Raw genomic sequence first — 15833 nt, forward strand, 5'->3', positions numbered from 1 at the left:
TGCGCGTGTCGTGGAGCGTCAAGGGTAGGTCAACTCGGCCCAGGTGGCGGGGTGATGGGTTCGTTCCGGTTTGGCGCCTGCAACAAAGTCCCGCGACACCCCGCCCCCACACGGCGCGTCGCGGGACTTTTCTGCAATCCCCTCAACCGATGCGAGTGCCGTACACGTTGTCGACCGTCATCGTGATGAGTACCCTGCGGTCGGCGACCATGACCGCGCGGTACTCGTCCCAGTTCGGGTGCTCGCCTGCGGCGGCGCGGTAGTAGTCCACCAGGGCCTGGACCTCGGGTCCTTTCGGGTCGGTTCCGGGGCCGGTGAGGGTGGCGGTGCCTTCGACGGTGGCCCAGGCGCGGCCGTCCGGGCTTGTCACCTCAAGGGTGGCGCGGGCGTCGCGACGCAGGTTCGCGATCTTCGCGGTCTTCGCCGTCGTCGATACGCGGATGACGCCGGCGGAGCGGTCGTACGACGGCATGACGGGCGAGAGCTGCGGTCGGCCGTCGGACTTGATCGTCGCCAGCACGCCGAGGGTGCTCTGCGCGAGCAGGGCGTGGGGGTCGAAGGGTGCGTCTGCGTGCGCGTCTGCGTCTGTGGTCATGTCTGGCCCAACTCGGTTACGGACGCGGGGTATTCCGACGTGCCCTGGGCCAGAGAGAGGCAGTTGTCCAACAGGCTGTTGGACAATTGGGGTCCGACCAGATGTGGGAGGCAATTGTGCAACAGCCTGTTGCACAACTGGGTCCGGCTAGGTGCGGTCCCCACCCGAATGGGCGGTCGTATCCGCGCTGGTCGTGCCGCGGTGCAGTTCAGAGCCTCGTGATGACCGAGAACTCGTTGCCTGCGGGGTCGTTGAGGGTGGCGATCCGGCCGTACGGGATGTCCTGCGGGGTGGTGGATGTGCCGCCGCGTGCTGTGGCTTGCCGGGCCACCGCGTCGGTGTCGGCGACCTCGAAGGTGGTGGCCCACGTCGACGCGGAGTCGGCGGCCGGGGCGCCGAAGATTCCGCCGATCTCGTGGCCGTCGGGGCGGCGCAGGAAGGTGAAGTCCGCGTCCGGCATGACGTCGTTGAGGTCCAGGGTGTAGCCGAAGACTGAGGTGTAGAACGCGCGGGCCTGTCCTGGGGACGGGGTGAGCAGGTCGTTGCGGACGAGGGAGCCCGGCTCGTTCACGACTTCGCAGCCGATGTGCGTACGGGCCTGCCAGAGGCCGAAGCGGGCGCCCACGGAATCCTCGGCGATGGCCGTGCGGGCGCCCTGGCCTGTGATGTCCCCGGGCCCCTTGAGCAGGGTGCCGCCCGCCTCCGTGACGCGTTTTGCTGTGCCGTCGCAGTCGGCGGTGGCGAAGTACATGTTCCATCCGAAGCCTGTGGTGGCCCCGGCCTGCGTGATCCCCGCGACGGGCTTTCCGTGCAGGAGGCATGTCGCGGCGCGCTGCCCGGCCCTCTCCGTGGGCACCTCGTCGTACTCCCAGCCGAAGAGGGCGCCGTAGAACTCCAGCGCACGGTCGAACTCGGGCAGGCGGAGGTCGATCCAGGTGGGGGTGCCGTCGGGCTGGGCGGTCGTTACGTGGCTCATCGCTCGTTCGCTCCTCGTGTCCTTCGGGGGAGGGGAGCGCTGACGGTAGGCGGCAAGTAGGGCGGGGGCTGGCCTATTTGAGGGTGCGTATCAGTGCGGCGAGGGCTGCGGGGGTTGTGGTGAGGGCTGTCTCCGGTGCGTCGCTCTCGCGGAGGTGGATGGTTTTGGGGGGCTCGGTGGCGTGGGTCGCGGCGACGTAGACGCAGTTGGCGCCTGCGGCCTCGCTGAAAGATGACTTCTGCCAGTGGAGTTCAGTCATGGTGTCTTCCCTCGGTGGGCGTAGAGCAGGTGCTGGATCAGACCCCACGAGTCGCGGTGCTCGTGAGCTTCCGGGCGCTCGGTCGACACGACCGGCGGGAGGGCGCTGCGGCACAGCTCTTCGAAGGTAGCCCGGTACTGGGCCAGCGACTCTTCGTCGTCGAGGACGACACGGGAGCCTGGATGCTCCAGGATGACCGTTCCCAAGCGGGGAACTGCGGGCTCGACTTGGAGGAAGGGGGCGCTGCGCCAGGCTCCGGGGCCAGCGTCGAAGGGCAGGATCTGAATCGTCACGTTGGGCTGTGCCGCCACGCGCACGAGGTGAGTCAGCTGCTCCCGCATGACGTGGGAATCGCCGACCACCACGTGCAGGGCTGCCTCATGGATGACGGCGTGGAAGTCGGTTGAGTGAGGTTCGTCGAGTACGGGCTGGCGCGCCAAGCGGTATCGCACGGCCGTCTCGACCTCTTCACGCGAGGCCTCGGGCAAGCCCGTGCTGACGAGCGCGCGGATGTACGACGCGCACTGAAGGAGGCCCGGGATGAGGAGAGTCTCGTGGCTTCGGATGGACGTGGCCGTGGATTCGAGTTCGGCGAGGTCGAGCCATGCTTGCGGACGTGACCTGCGGTACTCGGACCACCAGCCCTTTCCGTTGCTCTGAGACATGCGGATGAGCTCACTGATGTAGGGCTCATCCTTGCATCCATAGCCGTGAGCCAAGTCTTGGAGACGCTGGGGCGGGATCGCGGTTCGCGCCGCCTCGATGTGACTGAGGTGGGGTGCACCCATGTCGATCAGGTGACCCCCTTCAGCAACAGACAGTCCCGCCAGTATGCGCAACTTACGCAGCTCTGAGCCGAGTCGGCGCTGCCGTTCAGTGATCAGCGTTCTCAGTGCCACGCGTTGGCCTCCCCGCAGGTTTGATCAGAGTGTGCCCCCGTAGGAGTGGCTGGTCCACTTGCTTTGAGGAATAGGTTGCACGATTGCTGACTCAATCGCTACGTTAAGTAGGGCGGCGCTCACACGCTGATGGTGGAAGCCTCGCTGTCGACGCAGCACCCAGCACGCAGCACAACCCTGCCTGACCGCAGAAGCGCACTGCCCGATCCAAGTTGCCGTGCCGGACGGGGACTTGTTGGCGAGGGGTAGTAGGCCACTGCGGCCGGGCGACGATCAGCAGGGCAGGCGGATCGGCGAATCACCGTCACAGCCCCCCAGCGAACCCCCACAGTGAACCCCCGACGCGCGCCTTGGAGGCGTCTCAATGGGCGTAACCGTGCATGACTACTCCGCATGCGAGCCCGATCCCGAACTCCCGCATACCTACACCTTGTTCGCCCCCGCCGACGCCAGTTCGCCGAAGATCTGCCGGGACTTCGTGCGCAGCGCCCTGGTCACGCTGGGGCTCGGCCACCTCGCCGACGTCGCCGCGCTCTGTACGTCGGAGCTGGTGACCAACGTCCATCAACACGCCAAAGGTGACGTGCACCTGAGGGCGGCCGTTGCCGCGACCCACGTACGCGTTGGCGTGTATGACGGAAGCCCCCAGCTGCCCTCGCCCCGCAGGGCCCCCGCCGAGGACGAAGGCGGGCGGGGGCTCTTTCTCGTGACCGCGCTGTCGGACGTCTGCGGGGTGATGCCGACCGGGGGCGGTAAAGGGGTGTGGTTTCAGCTCAATCGGTGAGGGCGGGGCGGGGGTCGCGTATCTCGATGCGCGAGGGGAGGGTGGCGAGGTCGGACACCTGGGCAGTGGAGATCGTCAGGTGCTTCAGGGTGGAGAGGCGCGTCAGCGGAGTGACGCTCACCGTCTCTTGGGCCGTGAGCCCGTACACGGACAAGTGCGTGATGTTTGGAAAGAGACGCGTGACGTGGGCTGTCGTCGATGTCCAGTCGTCGCCCTCGTGCAGCAAGGACAGTTCCGTCATACCGGGCAACGTCAGCCCGGCCGGTGCCTGGGCGAGGTCGCTGGACGTCACGTCCAGCCGGACCAGGTGCGGTAGGCGCGTGAGGGAGTTCCAGGCAGCGGGTGGGACGGGAGCGTCCATATAGCCGAAGATGACCCACTCCAGCTCCTGCCACCTCTCCATGGTGGGCAGGTCGGCCGGCGTGCCGACGGAGTCGAAGACGCCGAGGGTCCGGAGCGGGGCTTCGGCAGGGAACAGGCCGAGGCCCCCGGCGTACTGGCGGAGCCGAAGCTGCTCCAACCCGCTCAGCGCACGCATGGCTTCCGCCGACAGCCGCTCGGGAGGGATCCCGAGCGACAGGAACGTAGGCGCGCAGGCCGCGATCAGGCGGGAGGCGGCCGCAGGGGAGACGGCGTCCCGGATGTCCAGGAGCCGGGGGCGTACCCCCAGCCTCTCCAGTTCCGAGACCTGTTCATCGGTGCGCAGGGTGAAGTGGGTTCTGCCGTCGTCAAGGAGGGCGATGACCCGTTCCGCGTAGGTGCGGCAGTCGTAACGGTCCCAGCCCCACATGAGCTGGCTGCGAACGTCCAAGGAGGGGTGTTCGGCGAAGCGGCTGAGGAACGCGATTGCCGCTTCCGACTCGATGTGCGTCGCGGTGATGGCAATGTTCCGGGCGTCCTCGTCGGACAGGCGAGCGTCCGGGCCCGGCATCAGGTCGAGCACGACAGGCCCGACCCTGGCGAGGGCGCGAGCGTCCGAGGGGCTGCGGGGCGGGATGAGCTCAGCCGTCCGCCACTCCACCTCTTCGCGTATCGCGGGCGCCAATTCGGCCGCATGCTCCAGGCAGGCCGCAGCCAGCAACTGGACACGCTTGCGGTCACGTCTCTGCGCGTGCCTGTCCCCGTACGCGAGCAGTTCGCGGAAGATCTCCGTCCGTTCACGGGGCCGCGCGTGTGCCACCGCCATCCGGATGATGTCCTCCCATTGGTCGTCCGCCGCATGCCCGGCAAGCATTCCGAAGTCGCCCTCGTCCACCGCTGCCCGCGCACCCAGGAAGTCCTGGAAGGTGCGGTGGATGAACTCGACCGTGTCGGGCCCCGGCTCCCGCAGGAGGCCGCTGCGGTGCAGGAAGTGGGTGTAGACCGCCTTCGCGTCGCCGAGGGTCGTGAGTTCGGGGACGGCCGGCAGCGCGTCGGCGATGATCGTCTCCGCGCGGGAACGGTCCATTGCCGTACGGCCGTTGCGGATGAGCCAGTACGCGAGGCGCTGCAGGAGCTGGAGCTGCGGTTCCTCGCGCAGCTCCGGTACATCCATGTGGCGCTCGCGGTCCCGCCGGACCAGCAGCATCGACAGAGCGGCAGAGTAGAGATCCTTGCGCCCCAGAGGGAGGAAGCCTCGGCGGTCGCGGTGCAGGGCGCAAATGAGGCCGCACATCAGGGGGTTGGTCGCCAGGCGCGCGAGATCGGGCTTGGACCGGACCGCTTCCAAGAGCTGCGTCTCGTACGAGATGAGCTCGGCGTCCTCCTCCGCCGCGCCGGTACCTGCGGCACCGTGCCAGCGGCTGATGAACGCCGCTACATCCGCCCGGCTCATCGGGGAGAGCGTCAGCTCCGTGAAATCCTCGGCGGTCAGCCAGTCCTCCCGCACCGCCGAAGGGCGCGACGTCACCAGCCACCGGTTGCCGGGGTACGCGTCGATCAGGTCGCCGAGCCACTCCTTGGTGCGCGAGCGCTCCGACTCCGGGATCTCGTCGATCCCGTCCACCAGGATCAGGGCGCGGCCGGCCGCCAGTACGCGGGATTCCCAGCCCTTGGGCTGCGTACCCGCCAGTGGGGAGCCGACCGCCGAGAGGAAGTCCGCCGGGGCGGGGAGGCGCTCGCCGTGGCGGGTGAGGGTGCGCAGGGGGAGTACGTAGGGGATGCGGTCGTAGAGGTACGTCATGCGGTCGTCGTCGCCCGGGGCGGTGCGCGCGGCGCTGACCGCCAGCCACTGCACCAGGGTCGTCTTGCCGGAGCCCGCCTCGCCCCGCAGGAGTACGCGGTCGTGGCTGGCCAGGGCCTGGTCGGCAGGGTAGGGGGCGGCGGTCTGCTCCACCTGGTTGACCCACTGCTCGTGCTCAGCCCCTTCCTGGGAAAGCTCGTAGGTCATCCTCCTGGCCGACATGTAGACCAGCGAGGAGTCCGCCGTCGTCTCCAGCGACATATAAGCCGCATCCAACGGCCACCGCCCCGGCGAATTCGCCAGATCGATCCCGAAGATCGTCAGCTTCCCGTGCTTCTTCGCGACGTACGCGAGGTACCGCTGCTCGAACGGCACGTCCTCCGCGCCGGGGAGCGGATTCCGGGATATCAACTCGTCCATCTTGGCGATCAGTTCAGCCTGCTTCTGGCTCTGCTCCACCGCAGTCCTCGCCACGAAGGCCGACCGCTGCGTGAAGAAGTGCAGGATGTGCAGGCACGTCGTGTCGAGCAGGCTGTCGTAGAAGTACGTCGCGTCCGCCGACAGGTGACGGTCCGGGTTGCCGCTCGCCCGGCGTAAGCGCAGGGCCAGCGCGCTGTGCCCGAGCTCCACCGCCTGGACGTCCGTGAGGGTGAGGTCGCCAAGCGCGTGCAGGGTGCGGGCCAGGGCGTCGACGACGGCCTGCTCCTCGTCGGCGGGAACCGCGCGCTCCCCGGACGCCCGTACGGCCTGACGCACCAGCTCCGCCGCCAGCCTCGCCAGGTCCTTGTCGGTCAGTTTCCGCTTCTCGCCACGGAAGGAGACGAGCCCCGATAGGCGGACGGGCTTCTCCACCAGGGCCGCGCCGGGGCCCTCACGTACGAACAGCCGCTTGACCAGCGGAGTGACGACGCTCGACGCGAGCCGTGTGGCCAGGGGATCCATGGGCGTGAGCGTAATGGCTCACGAGGGCCGGGCAACGGGGCGGCCATTGACCGTCAGAGTTATGGAGGCGGGCAGTTGGGTGGCGTCGACTGTGGCGTGTGTCTGCGTCACCGTCACCCGTTCCAGGCGGGTGCGCGCACGCAGCGGGGTGAGGTCCAGGGACTGCGGCTCGTACACGTGCAGGCCGGTCATCGCGGGGAACGCCGTAACCGCGTGCCGCAGGTCGCAGTCGGTGCGGCGGGTCATGACCGATACCTCGCTCACCGTGTCCAGTTGGACTCCGGAGTCCGCCAGGTCGGCCAGCTCTTGCGGGCTCAGGCTCAGATAGGTTAGGTGGTTCAGGTCCGCGATCGCCCGCCAGTCCTCTTCGGAGATCGGGGCCTCCAGCTCAAGGCCGAGCTGGCCCAGCGATGACTTGAAGTTCCTGAGACCGGTGAGTCCGATGGTGTTCTTGGGCGGGAAGATGCATTCCAGCGGGGCGTCGTGCGGTATCAGATCGAGGATCGGCCACTCTGATTCCGCTCGCGCGCTGACCATCTGGAGCTGATCGAACTCCCGCAGGGGTCTGAGGTCTCCCAGCTGGGGAAGCTCAAAGAGCACCAGATGGTTCAGGGGGAGCCCTGCGGCCGGTGCGAAGGATTCGATGGCGGGGCACGACCTCAGGCTGAGGAACTTCAGGTTCCTGAACCGGCCGACGAACTCCAGGCTGTCGATCACGGCATTGTCGGTCAGGGTGAGCTGCTCCAACTGGGCGTCACCCAGGCCTTCCGTGATCTGCCTCTCCGTGAAGTCGCCCGTGAGCTCGACGCGGCTGTGACCGCCCATGCGGGTCAGCGTGGAGAGTTCGGCCGTGGAATGGACGACGATCGTCGTGGTGGTCTTGTGGCGCAGATGACTGATGATCTCCCGCGCGTAGGTTTCCGTGTCGAACCGGTGCCAGTAGGAGCCGAGTTGGGCGCGGACGGGCGTGCTCTCCTGGTTTCTGTACTTCACCAGACAAGGCAGCGCCGCGTCCCCGCCGATCTGGCCCGCCGCGATGACCACGTAACCGGCCTCCACGTCGTTCGATACGCCTTCCGGCCCGGGCAGCAACTCCAGCACAATGGGCCCGAGTTCGGCGAGCTCGTTCGCTTCCGGATAGCTCCGAGGCGGAATCAGCTCCCCCGCCCGCCGCTCCACCTCCCCCCGCACCTCGGGGTCCAGCTTGGCCGCATGCTCCAGGCACGCCATGGCCAGCAGATGCAGCCGTACGCGGTGTTCGGGCTCGGTGTCCCCGCGTTTCATGACACCCCGCAGCAGCCCCACACGCTCGTCCGGGCGGGCGTGGGCGATCGCCATGCGTACGACGTCCTCCCATTGGTCGAGATGCGCGTGCCGCAGCAGCAGGTCGAAGTCGCGCTCCTCCACCGCCGCCCGTGCGCCGAGGTAGTCCTGGAAGGTGCGGTGCACGAAGTCGACGGCTCCCGGGCCCGGTTCACGCAGTAGCCCCGACCGTACGAGCAGGTGGCGCAGGATGTCCTCGGCCGTGCCCTGCTCGGCCACGTACGGCATGGACGGCAGCAGCCGCTCCAGCTGGTGCACGGCGTCCGTGTGGTCCATCTCCGCGCGGCCGTTGCGGATGAGCCAGTACGCGAGCTTCTGGAGGAGCTCGATCTGGGACTCCTCGTCCAGTTCGACAGCCATGTCGCGTTCGCGGTCCCGGCGTTCCAGGAGCATGGAGAGTGCCGCGTCGTACAGCGCCTTTCTGCCGCGTGGGAGGAAGCCGCGGCGTTCGCGGTGCAGGGCGCAGACGAGCGCGCACATCAGGGGGTTGGTGGCGAGTCGGCCGAGGTCCTGTTTGGTGCGTACGGCGTCCAGGAGTGTCTCGCCCATGGTCGCGTCGGCTCCGGCCGCTTCGTGCCAGCGCCGGATGAAGACCGTGATGTTCTCCCGGCTCATCCGGGAGAGCGTGAGGTCGGTGAAGTCCTCCGCGCCGAGCCAGTCCTCGCGTACGGCCGATGGGCGCGAGGTGACGAGCCACAGATTCCCGGGGTAGGCGGTCAGGAGGTCGGAGAGCCAGCGCCGGGTGCGTTCGCGTTCCTGGTCCGGGACCTCGTCCATACCGTCGATCAGCAGGAGTCCGCGTCCTGCGGACAGGACGCGGTCCGTCCAGCCGACGGGCTGGGCGCCGGCGAGCGGGTTGCCGACCGCGCTCAGGAAGTCTCCGGGGGTGGGTAAGGAGGCGCCGCCGCGTGTGAGGGTGCGCAGGGGGAGGACGTACGGCACGCGTCCGATGAGGTGGGCGAGGTCGCCCGTGAGCTGGTCCTGGCGGGCGGTGGTGACCGCGAGCCACTGCACGAGTGTGGTCTTGCCGGAACCGGCCGCCCCGCGCAGCAGGAGCCGCTCGGTTCCGGCGAACACTCCCTCGACGGGGGAGGAGGCCCAGGGGCCGGACAGGGACGGCATCCCCTCGGGGCTCCCCGCCGCGTAAGTGCCCTCGGGGGCGGGCAGGTGATCCGCGCTCCGGGATGCCCGCAGGCTCAGATAGGCGGTGTCCAGGGGCCAGTCGCGGCACTCGTCGAGGTCGACGCCGTAGATCGTGAGGCGGCTGTGTTTCTTCGCGACGTACGACCCGTAGCGCTCCTCGAAACCCGCGTCCTGCGCGGACTGGGAGGCGAGGCGCTGGATGAGGACGTCGGTGCGGGCGATCAGGTCGTCCAGCTGTCGGCTCTGCTCGACCAGGGAGCGGGCGATGAAAGTGGAGCGCTGCGTGAGGAAGTGCAGGATGTGAAGGCAGGCGCTGTCCAGGAGCTGGATGTAGAGGGACGCCGTGTCCTGGTTGAGGTCTCGTACGAACCGGTCGCCGCCCGCCTGCTCGAAGAGCTTGGTTGCCAGCGGTCCCTGACCGAGGCGGACCGCCTCGACGTCGCTGAGGTCCAGGTCCGCGAGTGCGTACAGCGTTCGTTCCAGGGCGTCGGTGAGGGCCTCCAGCTCGATGCCGTCCGCTGTCGGCTGCTCGCGGACCTCCTGGGCCGCGCGCCGCGTCAGCTCGGCTGCCAGCTTGCGGAAGTCCTTCTCGTCGAGGGTCCGCTTCTCTCCCTTGAAAGACACAAGCCCCGACAGCCGCACCGGCCTGTCCACCAGGCCCGCGCCCGGTCCCTCCCGTACGAACAGCTTCTTGATCAGAGGGGCTACGACGCTGGAGGCGAGCCGGGTGCCTATGACCGCGGGATCCATGCGCCGCAGCGTAGTGCCCGTCACATTCCGGAGGGTGTGGATCTCGGGGGCCGGTGACATGACGCACAGGCGTTATGTCCGGTACTAGGCGGAATAGTGGGACTGTTCGGGGCGGCGGGAAGGACCTTCGGTCTGCGGGCTTCGGGACCTTCGCCTCGGCGGGGTGGCTGGGCCTTGGTGAGGGTCGGTGCTGGCGCGGAGGGCTTCTCCGAAGTGGGGTTAAACCTGACTTCGGCGGGTGAATCCGGCAAGTAGTTGAAGGGGGAATTGTCTGGATTTGGGGGTGTCAAGGAGTAGAAAGTCGGGCGAGTGGCTACGGCTTTCGGTAGTAGATGGGGGGTTTGGGTGGGTGCGGGGGTGCGGGTTACCAAGGGATGGCCAACCCGGCGGGACGCAGAGCTGCGTATGCCGGGTCCCTTTATGTCCCGGCCTGTGCCGGGTGCCCCATGTCCCGGCATGCGCCGCATGCCACACGCTCCCCATCCCGGAGGCCATCCGCATGTCGAAGCGCGCCACGTCCAACCAGTCCGGTCTGTCCCTGCTCCGCACGCGGACGGCCGTCGTCACCGTCGCCACCGTCGGGCTCGGCGCCTCGGCCGTTCTCGGGTCCGGAGTCGCGGCCGCCGCTGACAACGCCAAGGGCGGCGCGCTGCCCGGTGTCTCCGCCGGTTCGATCTCCGCTCAGGCCGACGCGCAGGCCAAGGCCGCGGGCAAGGCCAAGCAGGCCGCCGCCAAGAAGGCCATCTCCTGGCAGGACCCGGTCGACAAGTACACGCTCTCCGCGTCCTTCGGGCTCGGCGGCAACATGTGGTCCAGCAAGCACTCCGGCCAGGACTTCGCGGTGTCGATCGGCACCTCCGTCGAGGCCGTGCACAACGGCACCGTCGTGAAGGCCGGCGGCAACGGCGCCGGGGACGGTCCCGCGTACGGCAACGCCATCGTGATCAAGCACGACAACGGCACGTTCTCGCAGTACGCGCACCTGTCGAAGATCGACGTGCGCGTCGGCCAGACCGTCGGCGCCGGTCAGCACATCGCCGCCTCCGGCAACACCGGCAACTCCAGCGGCCCGCACCTGCACTTCGAGATCCGTACGACCCCGAACTACGGCTCGGCCGTCGACCCGGTCGCGTTCCTGCGCTCCAACGGCGTCAACGTCTGATCCAGTTCTGACCCGGTAGCCGCTCAGGGGCCCTCGTGCGCCCTTGTCACCAGTTCGATGGCGACCTCCAGGATGGCCTTGCGCTTCTCCTCGGGGTCGCCTTCGACGTCCTTGAGCACGAACATCCCGCCGTGCATCGTGAACAGCGCGCTGAAGCAGCGCACCTGCGTCGTCATCGGCGTGCCCGGCTCCCTGAGGATGTCGAGGAGGCCGATCATGCGGTCCTTGAAGGTCTCGCCCGTCTTCAGGTCCCGCATCGTCGCCTGGTTCTCCTGCATGAAGCGGAAGAGCGGGGACGCGTCCTTCAGGATCTCGCTGTAGCGGGTCAGGATCGTCCGCTTGGTCTCCAGCGTGCGCGGCTGGTCCTTGCCCCACTCCATCAGCTCGTCGATGGGCCTTGTCAGATCCTCGAAGATGCTGGTGAGGATGTCTTCCTTGGTCTTGAAGTGGTAGTACAGCGCCGCCTTCGTGACTTCGAGGTGTTCCGCGATCTCGCGCAGTGACGTCTTCTCGTAGCCCTGCTCGGCGAAGAGTTCGAGGGCCACGTCCTGGATGCGCTGGCGGGTGTCCCCGCGGCGCTGCTGCTTGCCGCTGACCGTGTTCGTACCCGTGCCCGCGCCTGTGCCCGTGACCATCTTGGTGCTCCTCGGCTCCCTCGACTCGAATCCTTGGACCCGATTTTACTTACTTGACGCCCGGCTAGTTAGGGGTCTAGTTTCCCTCAGTGTAGCCAGCTTGCCGGTCGGCAAGTAAGTGGCAGAGGGCAGTCGGGTGAACCGGGGAGTAGGGGACATGGCGGAGATCAAGAAACAGACGGAGGAGCGGGTGAAGCCGCAGGGGTCGGCGGAGCCGCGAGACGCGGTGAAGCCGCAGGAGCAGGCCAAGGACGCGCCTCAGCCGCGCAGCGTGCGCGTCGTGATGATGGCGCTGATGGTCACGATCCTGCTCGCGATGCTCGACAACATGATCGTGAGCCCCGCGATGCCGACGATCGTCGGTGACCTCGGCGGCATGGAGCACCTGTCGTGGGTCGTCACCGCGTACATGCTGGCGACGGCGGCCTCGACCCCCATCTGGGGCAAGCTCGGCGACATGTACGGACGCAAGGGCGTCTTCCTCACCTCCATAGTCATCTTCCTGCTCGGTTCGGTGCTCAGCGGCATGGCGCAGGACATGGGCCAGCTGATCGGCTTCCGTGCCGTACAGGGACTCGGCGCCGGCGGTCTGATGGTCGGCGTCATGGCGATCATCGGTGAGCTCGTCACGCCGCGGGAGCGCGGCAAGTACATGGGCATGATGACCGGCGTCATGGCGGTCGCCATGATCGGCGGGCCGCTCGTCGGCGGCACCATCACCGACCACCTCGGCTGGCGCTGGGCCTTCTACATCAACCTGCCGCTCGGCGTCGTCGCCCTCGCGATGGTGACCGCCGTGCTGCACCTGCCGAAGAAGAAGTCGAAGGGGCGCATCGACTACCTCGGTGCGGCGCTGCTCACCGTCGGCATCAGCTCGCTGGTCCTCGTCACCACCTGGGGCGGCACCGAGTACGCCTGGACCTCGACCGTGATCATGGAGCTCATCGCGATCGGCGTCGTCGCGCTCATCAGCTTCGTCATCGTGCAGAAGAAGGCCGCGGAACCGATTCTGCCGCTGCACATCTTCCGCAACCTCAACTTCACCCTCATGTCGGTGATCGGCTTCCTCACCGGCTTCGTGATGTTCGGCGCGATGCTGTTCCTGCCGCTCTACCAGCAGGCGGTGCAGGGCGCTTCGGCCACCAACTCCGGTCTGCTGCTCCTGCCGATGCTGCTCTCGATGATGGTCGTCTCGTTCTTCTCGGGCCGGTTCACCACCTCGACCGGCAAGTACAAGATCTTCCCGATTGCCGGCACCGTACTGATGGTCCTCGGTCTGTTCCTGCTCTCCACGATGGACACCGACACCACGCGGTTCATGTCGGGCGTCTACATGGCGGTGCTCGGTGCGGGCATGGGCTGCCTGATGCAGATCACCATGCTGGTCGCGCAGAACAGCGTCGAGATGAAGGACATGGGCGTCGCGTCGTCCTCGGCCACGCTCTTCCGTACGCTCGGCTCCTCGTTCGGCGTCGCGATCATGGGCGCGCTCTTCAACAACCGGGTCGACCACACGATGTCCGAGCGCGCCGGGCAGCTTGGCGGCAAGGTCACCGAGCAGTCCGCGCAGCTTGACGCGGACAGCCTGGCGAAGCTGGCGGCGCCGGTGCGGGACGCGTATCAGCACGCGGTGTCGGCCGGTACGCACTCCGCGTTCCTGCTGGGCGCCATCATCGGGGTCGCGGCGTTGATCGCTGCGCTGTTCGTCAAGGAGGTTCCCCTGCGGGGGGCCGGGCCCAAGGACTCTGAGCCCAAGGACTCCGGGGACTCCGAAGCGAAGGACTCCGAGCCGAAGGACTCCGAGCCCGCGAGCTCCGGGGCCACGGACTCCGGGGTCGAGAAGCCGGCCGAGGGTGCGGCTGGGGACGCCGCGCCTGGGACGCGGGAAGCGGTGGCAGAGTCCGTCTGACCTGCGGTCCTACCCCCTCGGCTGAACGGGCCCCGCACCTTCTGGTGCGGGGCCCGTTTTTCGCTGTGCGCGACGAAGGCAGCTACTTGTACTTGTCCGGCTTGTACTTGTCCGAGAGTTGCAGCATCGGGTAGCTGCCCGTGTTCGTCGGGGCGTGTTCCGGGAGCCAGAGGACAGCCACCGCGCCCTCCGCCGGATCGTCGGGGCCCGCGCCCGCGGGGGTCACGTTGCGGAACGTGAGCCGTGCGCCGAGGACCCGCGCCTGGCCCGCCGCGATCGTCAGACCCAGGCCGTGACCGACGCCCGCACGGTCCGTGCTGCCGGTGCGGAAACGGCTCGGGCCCTCCTCCAGGAGACCCGTGGGGAAACCGGGCCCATGGTCGCGGACCCGCACCACGCGGCCCTCCACGCTGACCTCGACCGGCGGCTTCCCGTGCTTGGCCGCGTTGGCGAGGAGGTTGCCCAGGATGCGCTCCAGGCGGCGCGGGTCGGTGGTGACCTCCGACTCGTGCACCACCGTCACCCGCACGTCCGAGTTGAGCACCGCGATCCGGCGCGTCACGAACTCGCCGAGCATCAGATCCTGCAACTCGGCCCGCTCGGCCGCGCTGTCCAGACGGGCCACTTCCAGTACGTCCTCGACGAGCGTGCGCATCGCCTGCGCCCGGTCCCTGACCAGCTCGGTCGGGCGGCCCGGCGGAAGGAGCTCGGCCGCCGTGAGCAGACCCGTCACCGGCGTACGCAGCTCGTGCGCGATGTCCGCCGTCACCCGCCGCTCGGCTTCGAGCCGCTGCTTGAGCGCGTCGGCCATCGCGTCCACCGAGCGCGCAAGATCGTCGGTCTCATCGCGTACGACACCGCCGATGGCGTCTCGTACGCTGACGTCCGTCTGTCCCTGAGCGACCTCCTGCGCCGCGGTCGCCGCCTTGCGCAGGCGCCGCGAGAGCTGGCCGCCGATGAGCACGCCGAGCGCGCAGCCGCCGAAGACCACCGAGATGGAGCCGATGACCAGGGCCTGGTCGAGGTCCCGCATGACGGTGGCGCTGCGGTCGGTGAAGCGGGTGTGCAGCGACAGGATGTGACCGTCGCTCAGCGGCACCGCGGCCCAGATGTCCGGTACGCCGCCCCCGTCGTTCGCCACGTACGTCGCGCGGCGCCCGGCGAGCACCTTCGCGAGGAGCTCCTTCGGCATTGCGGGGTCGTCGATCTTCATGCCGAACTGCGACGTGCGCCCGGAGGTCTCGTAGATCCGCTGGGCGTACAGGATCCGCTCGTCCTGCACGTCACGCGCGTTGTCGAGCATCGAGACGCGCGCCGCGTTGTGCACGACCAGGCTCAACGCCACCGCGACAAGGGCGCCGACCAGCGCGATCGCCGCGCTGATCTTCCAGCGCACGCCCGTGCGCAGGCGGGTGCCAAGGCGTGCGCGCAGGCGGGCGCGCAGCGCGGCCACCGTCCTGCTGCTCATATGTCCCCCGGAGTGCGCCTTGTCGTGGTCGTCGAGACGCGCCGTGTCGTTCGCGCCGCTCAGTTCAGCCATGCCGTCGGCTCATACGTCGGCTCATACGTCGGCTCATGCCTTGAGCTTGTAGCCGAAGCCGCGGACCGTCTCGATCCGGTCCTGACCCACCTTCGTACGCAGTCGCTGCACATGGACGTCGACGACGCGGGTGTCACCGCCCCAGCCGTAGTCCCACACGCGCTCAAGGAGCTTGTCGCGGGAGAGGACCGTGCCGGGCGCGGACGAGAATTCGAGCAGCAGACGCATCTCGGTCGGCGTCAGCCCCACCGGAGCGCCGTCCCTGCGGACCTCCATGCCCTCCGTGTCGATCTCCAGATCGCCGAAGTGCAGCACACCGCCGTCCATCGAACCGCCCTCACCGGCGGTGGGCCCCGCCGAGTCGGGCCCGCTCGCGTGGCCGAAGCGGCGCAGCACGGCGCGGATCCTGGCCACAAGGACGGCGCCGTCGAACGGCTTCGTCACGTAGTCGTCGGCCCCCGCCTCAAGACCCAGTACGACGTCGATGGAGTCGGCACGCGCCGACAGCATGATCACCGGGACCGTGGACTCGTCGCGGATGCGGCGGCACAGCGAGACGCCGTCAAGGCCCGGCACCATCACGTCGAGCAGCGCGATGTCCGGGCGGTCGGCACGGAACGCCTCAAGGCCCAGCAGGCCGTCGGGCATCGCGGTGACGACGAAGCCGTCCCGTTCGAGCGCGAGCTGCGTCGCCTCGCGGATGACGTCGTCGTCCTCGACGAACAGGACATGCGTGTGCTCTGCCATCGGGTGCT

Annotated in this window: 12 protein-coding genes and 1 pseudogene; 3 read left to right on the forward strand and 10 right to left on the reverse strand. The window is 68.3% G+C overall.

Annotation, left to right across the window (positions count from 1 at the left end):
• Positions 1–142 precede the first annotated feature (142 nt).
• The 5 genes and pseudogenes from ACWFRJ_RS29830 to ACWFRJ_RS29850 form a co-directional block, all read right to left on the reverse strand.
• Entirely contained in the window at positions 143–595 is a 453-nt protein-coding gene (locus ACWFRJ_RS29830; protein WP_453537542.1) for a PPOX class F420-dependent oxidoreductase, read from the reverse strand.
• Positions 596–803: 208 nt separating this feature from the next.
• Positions 804–1571, reverse strand: coding sequence for a VOC family protein (locus tag ACWFRJ_RS29835; protein ID WP_453537545.1), 768 nt, complete (start codon positions 1569–1571; stop codon positions 804–806).
• Between the two features lie 73 nt (positions 1572–1644).
• Positions 1645–1830 carry a DUF397 domain-containing protein gene (locus tag ACWFRJ_RS29840; protein ID WP_453537548.1) on the reverse strand — a complete coding sequence of 62 codons (186 nt, stop codon included), beginning with the start codon at positions 1828–1830 and terminating at the stop codon, positions 1645–1647.
• Positions 1827–2495, reverse strand: a complete 669-nt coding sequence (locus ACWFRJ_RS29845) for a DUF5753 domain-containing protein (RefSeq protein WP_453537677.1) — start codon at positions 2493–2495, stop codon at positions 1827–1829. The genes ACWFRJ_RS29840 and ACWFRJ_RS29845 overlap by 4 nt, the downstream gene beginning before the upstream one ends.
• An 84-nt stretch (positions 2496–2579) precedes the next feature.
• Positions 2580–2729: pseudogene (locus ACWFRJ_RS29850) on the reverse strand (helix-turn-helix domain-containing protein); the annotation flags it as partial.
• 364 nt (positions 2730–3093) lie between these two features.
• Here ACWFRJ_RS29850 and ACWFRJ_RS29855 point away from each other — a divergent pair.
• Entirely contained in the window at positions 3094–3513 is a 420-nt protein-coding gene (locus tag ACWFRJ_RS29855) for an ATP-binding protein (RefSeq protein ID WP_453537551.1), read from the forward strand.
• On the opposite strand, the gene ACWFRJ_RS29860 is transcribed toward ACWFRJ_RS29855, so the two are convergent.
• Entirely contained in the window at positions 3503–6616 is a 3114-nt protein-coding gene (locus ACWFRJ_RS29860; RefSeq protein WP_453537554.1) for an NACHT domain-containing protein, read from the reverse strand. The genes ACWFRJ_RS29855 and ACWFRJ_RS29860 overlap by 11 nt on opposite strands.
• A gap of 18 nt (positions 6617–6634) precedes the next feature.
• Complete coding sequence (locus ACWFRJ_RS29865) at positions 6635–9832, reverse strand: NACHT domain-containing protein (protein ID WP_453537557.1); 3198 nt, start codon at positions 9830–9832, stop codon at positions 6635–6637.
• A 499-nt stretch (positions 9833–10331) separates the two neighbouring features.
• Here ACWFRJ_RS29865 and ACWFRJ_RS29870 point away from each other — a divergent pair, with 499 nt between their 5' ends.
• On the forward strand, positions 10332–10994 hold the full coding sequence (locus tag ACWFRJ_RS29870; RefSeq protein ID WP_453537560.1) for a M23 family metallopeptidase: 663 nt from the start codon (positions 10332–10334) through the stop codon (positions 10992–10994).
• A 23-nt stretch (positions 10995–11017) separates the two neighbouring features.
• On the opposite strand, the gene ACWFRJ_RS29875 is transcribed toward ACWFRJ_RS29870, so the two are convergent.
• Positions 11018–11629, reverse strand: a complete 612-nt coding sequence (locus tag ACWFRJ_RS29875) for a TetR/AcrR family transcriptional regulator (protein WP_453537563.1) — start codon at positions 11627–11629, stop codon at positions 11018–11020.
• A gap of 157 nt (positions 11630–11786) precedes the next feature.
• Between ACWFRJ_RS29875 and ACWFRJ_RS29880 the strand changes: the two genes are divergently transcribed.
• The gene (locus ACWFRJ_RS29880) at positions 11787–13538 is read left to right on the forward strand and encodes an MDR family MFS transporter (RefSeq protein WP_453537566.1); all 1752 of its coding nucleotides are present in this window, start codon (positions 11787–11789) and stop codon (positions 13536–13538) included.
• Positions 13539–13620: 82 nt separating this feature from the next.
• Here the strand turns inward: ACWFRJ_RS29880 and cseC are convergent, their stop codons facing one another.
• Both cseC and cseB read right to left on the reverse strand, forming a co-directional pair.
• Complete coding sequence (gene cseC, locus ACWFRJ_RS29885) at positions 13621–15006, reverse strand: two-component system sensor histidine kinase CseC (protein ID WP_453537680.1); 1386 nt, start codon at positions 15004–15006, stop codon at positions 13621–13623.
• Between the two features lie 105 nt (positions 15007–15111).
• Entirely contained in the window at positions 15112–15825 is a 714-nt protein-coding gene (gene cseB, locus ACWFRJ_RS29890; RefSeq protein ID WP_453537569.1) for a two-component system response regulator CseB, read from the reverse strand.
• Positions 15826–15833: the final 8 nt, after the last annotated feature.

Source organism: Streptomyces sp. NPDC055239, from assembly GCF_053606205.1.

Excerpts from the sequence above, each read along its gene's own strand:
- ACWFRJ_RS29830 (WP_453537542.1), bottom strand. The coding sequence starts at position 595 with ATGACCACAGACGCAGACGCGCACGCAGACGCACCCTTCGACCCCCAC.
- ACWFRJ_RS29875 (WP_453537563.1), bottom strand. The coding sequence starts at position 11,629 with ATGGTCACGGGCACAGGCGCGGGCACGGGTACGAACACGGTCAGCGGC.
- ACWFRJ_RS29855 (WP_453537551.1), top strand. The coding sequence starts at position 3,094 with ATGGGCGTAACCGTGCATGACTACTCCGCATGCGAGCCCGATCCCGAA.
- cseB (WP_453537569.1), bottom strand. The coding sequence starts at position 15,825 with ATGGCAGAGCACACGCATGTCCTGTTCGTCGAGGACGACGACGTCATC.
- ACWFRJ_RS29860 (WP_453537554.1), bottom strand. The coding sequence starts at position 6,616 with ATGGATCCCCTGGCCACACGGCTCGCGTCGAGCGTCGTCACTCCGCTG.
- ACWFRJ_RS29840 (WP_453537548.1), bottom strand. The coding sequence starts at position 1,830 with ATGACTGAACTCCACTGGCAGAAGTCATCTTTCAGCGAGGCCGCAGGC.
- ACWFRJ_RS29870 (WP_453537560.1), top strand. The coding sequence starts at position 10,332 with ATGTCGAAGCGCGCCACGTCCAACCAGTCCGGTCTGTCCCTGCTCCGC.
- ACWFRJ_RS29880 (WP_453537566.1), top strand. The coding sequence starts at position 11,787 with ATGGCGGAGATCAAGAAACAGACGGAGGAGCGGGTGAAGCCGCAGGGG.
- ACWFRJ_RS29845 (WP_453537677.1), bottom strand. The coding sequence starts at position 2,495 with ATGTCTCAGAGCAACGGAAAGGGCTGGTGGTCCGAGTACCGCAGGTCA.
- ACWFRJ_RS29865 (WP_453537557.1), bottom strand. The coding sequence starts at position 9,832 with ATGGATCCCGCGGTCATAGGCACCCGGCTCGCCTCCAGCGTCGTAGCC.
- cseC (WP_453537680.1), bottom strand. The coding sequence starts at position 15,006 with ATGAGCAGCAGGACGGTGGCCGCGCTGCGCGCCCGCCTGCGCGCACGC.
- ACWFRJ_RS29835 (WP_453537545.1), bottom strand. The coding sequence starts at position 1,571 with ATGAGCCACGTAACGACCGCCCAGCCCGACGGCACCCCCACCTGGATC.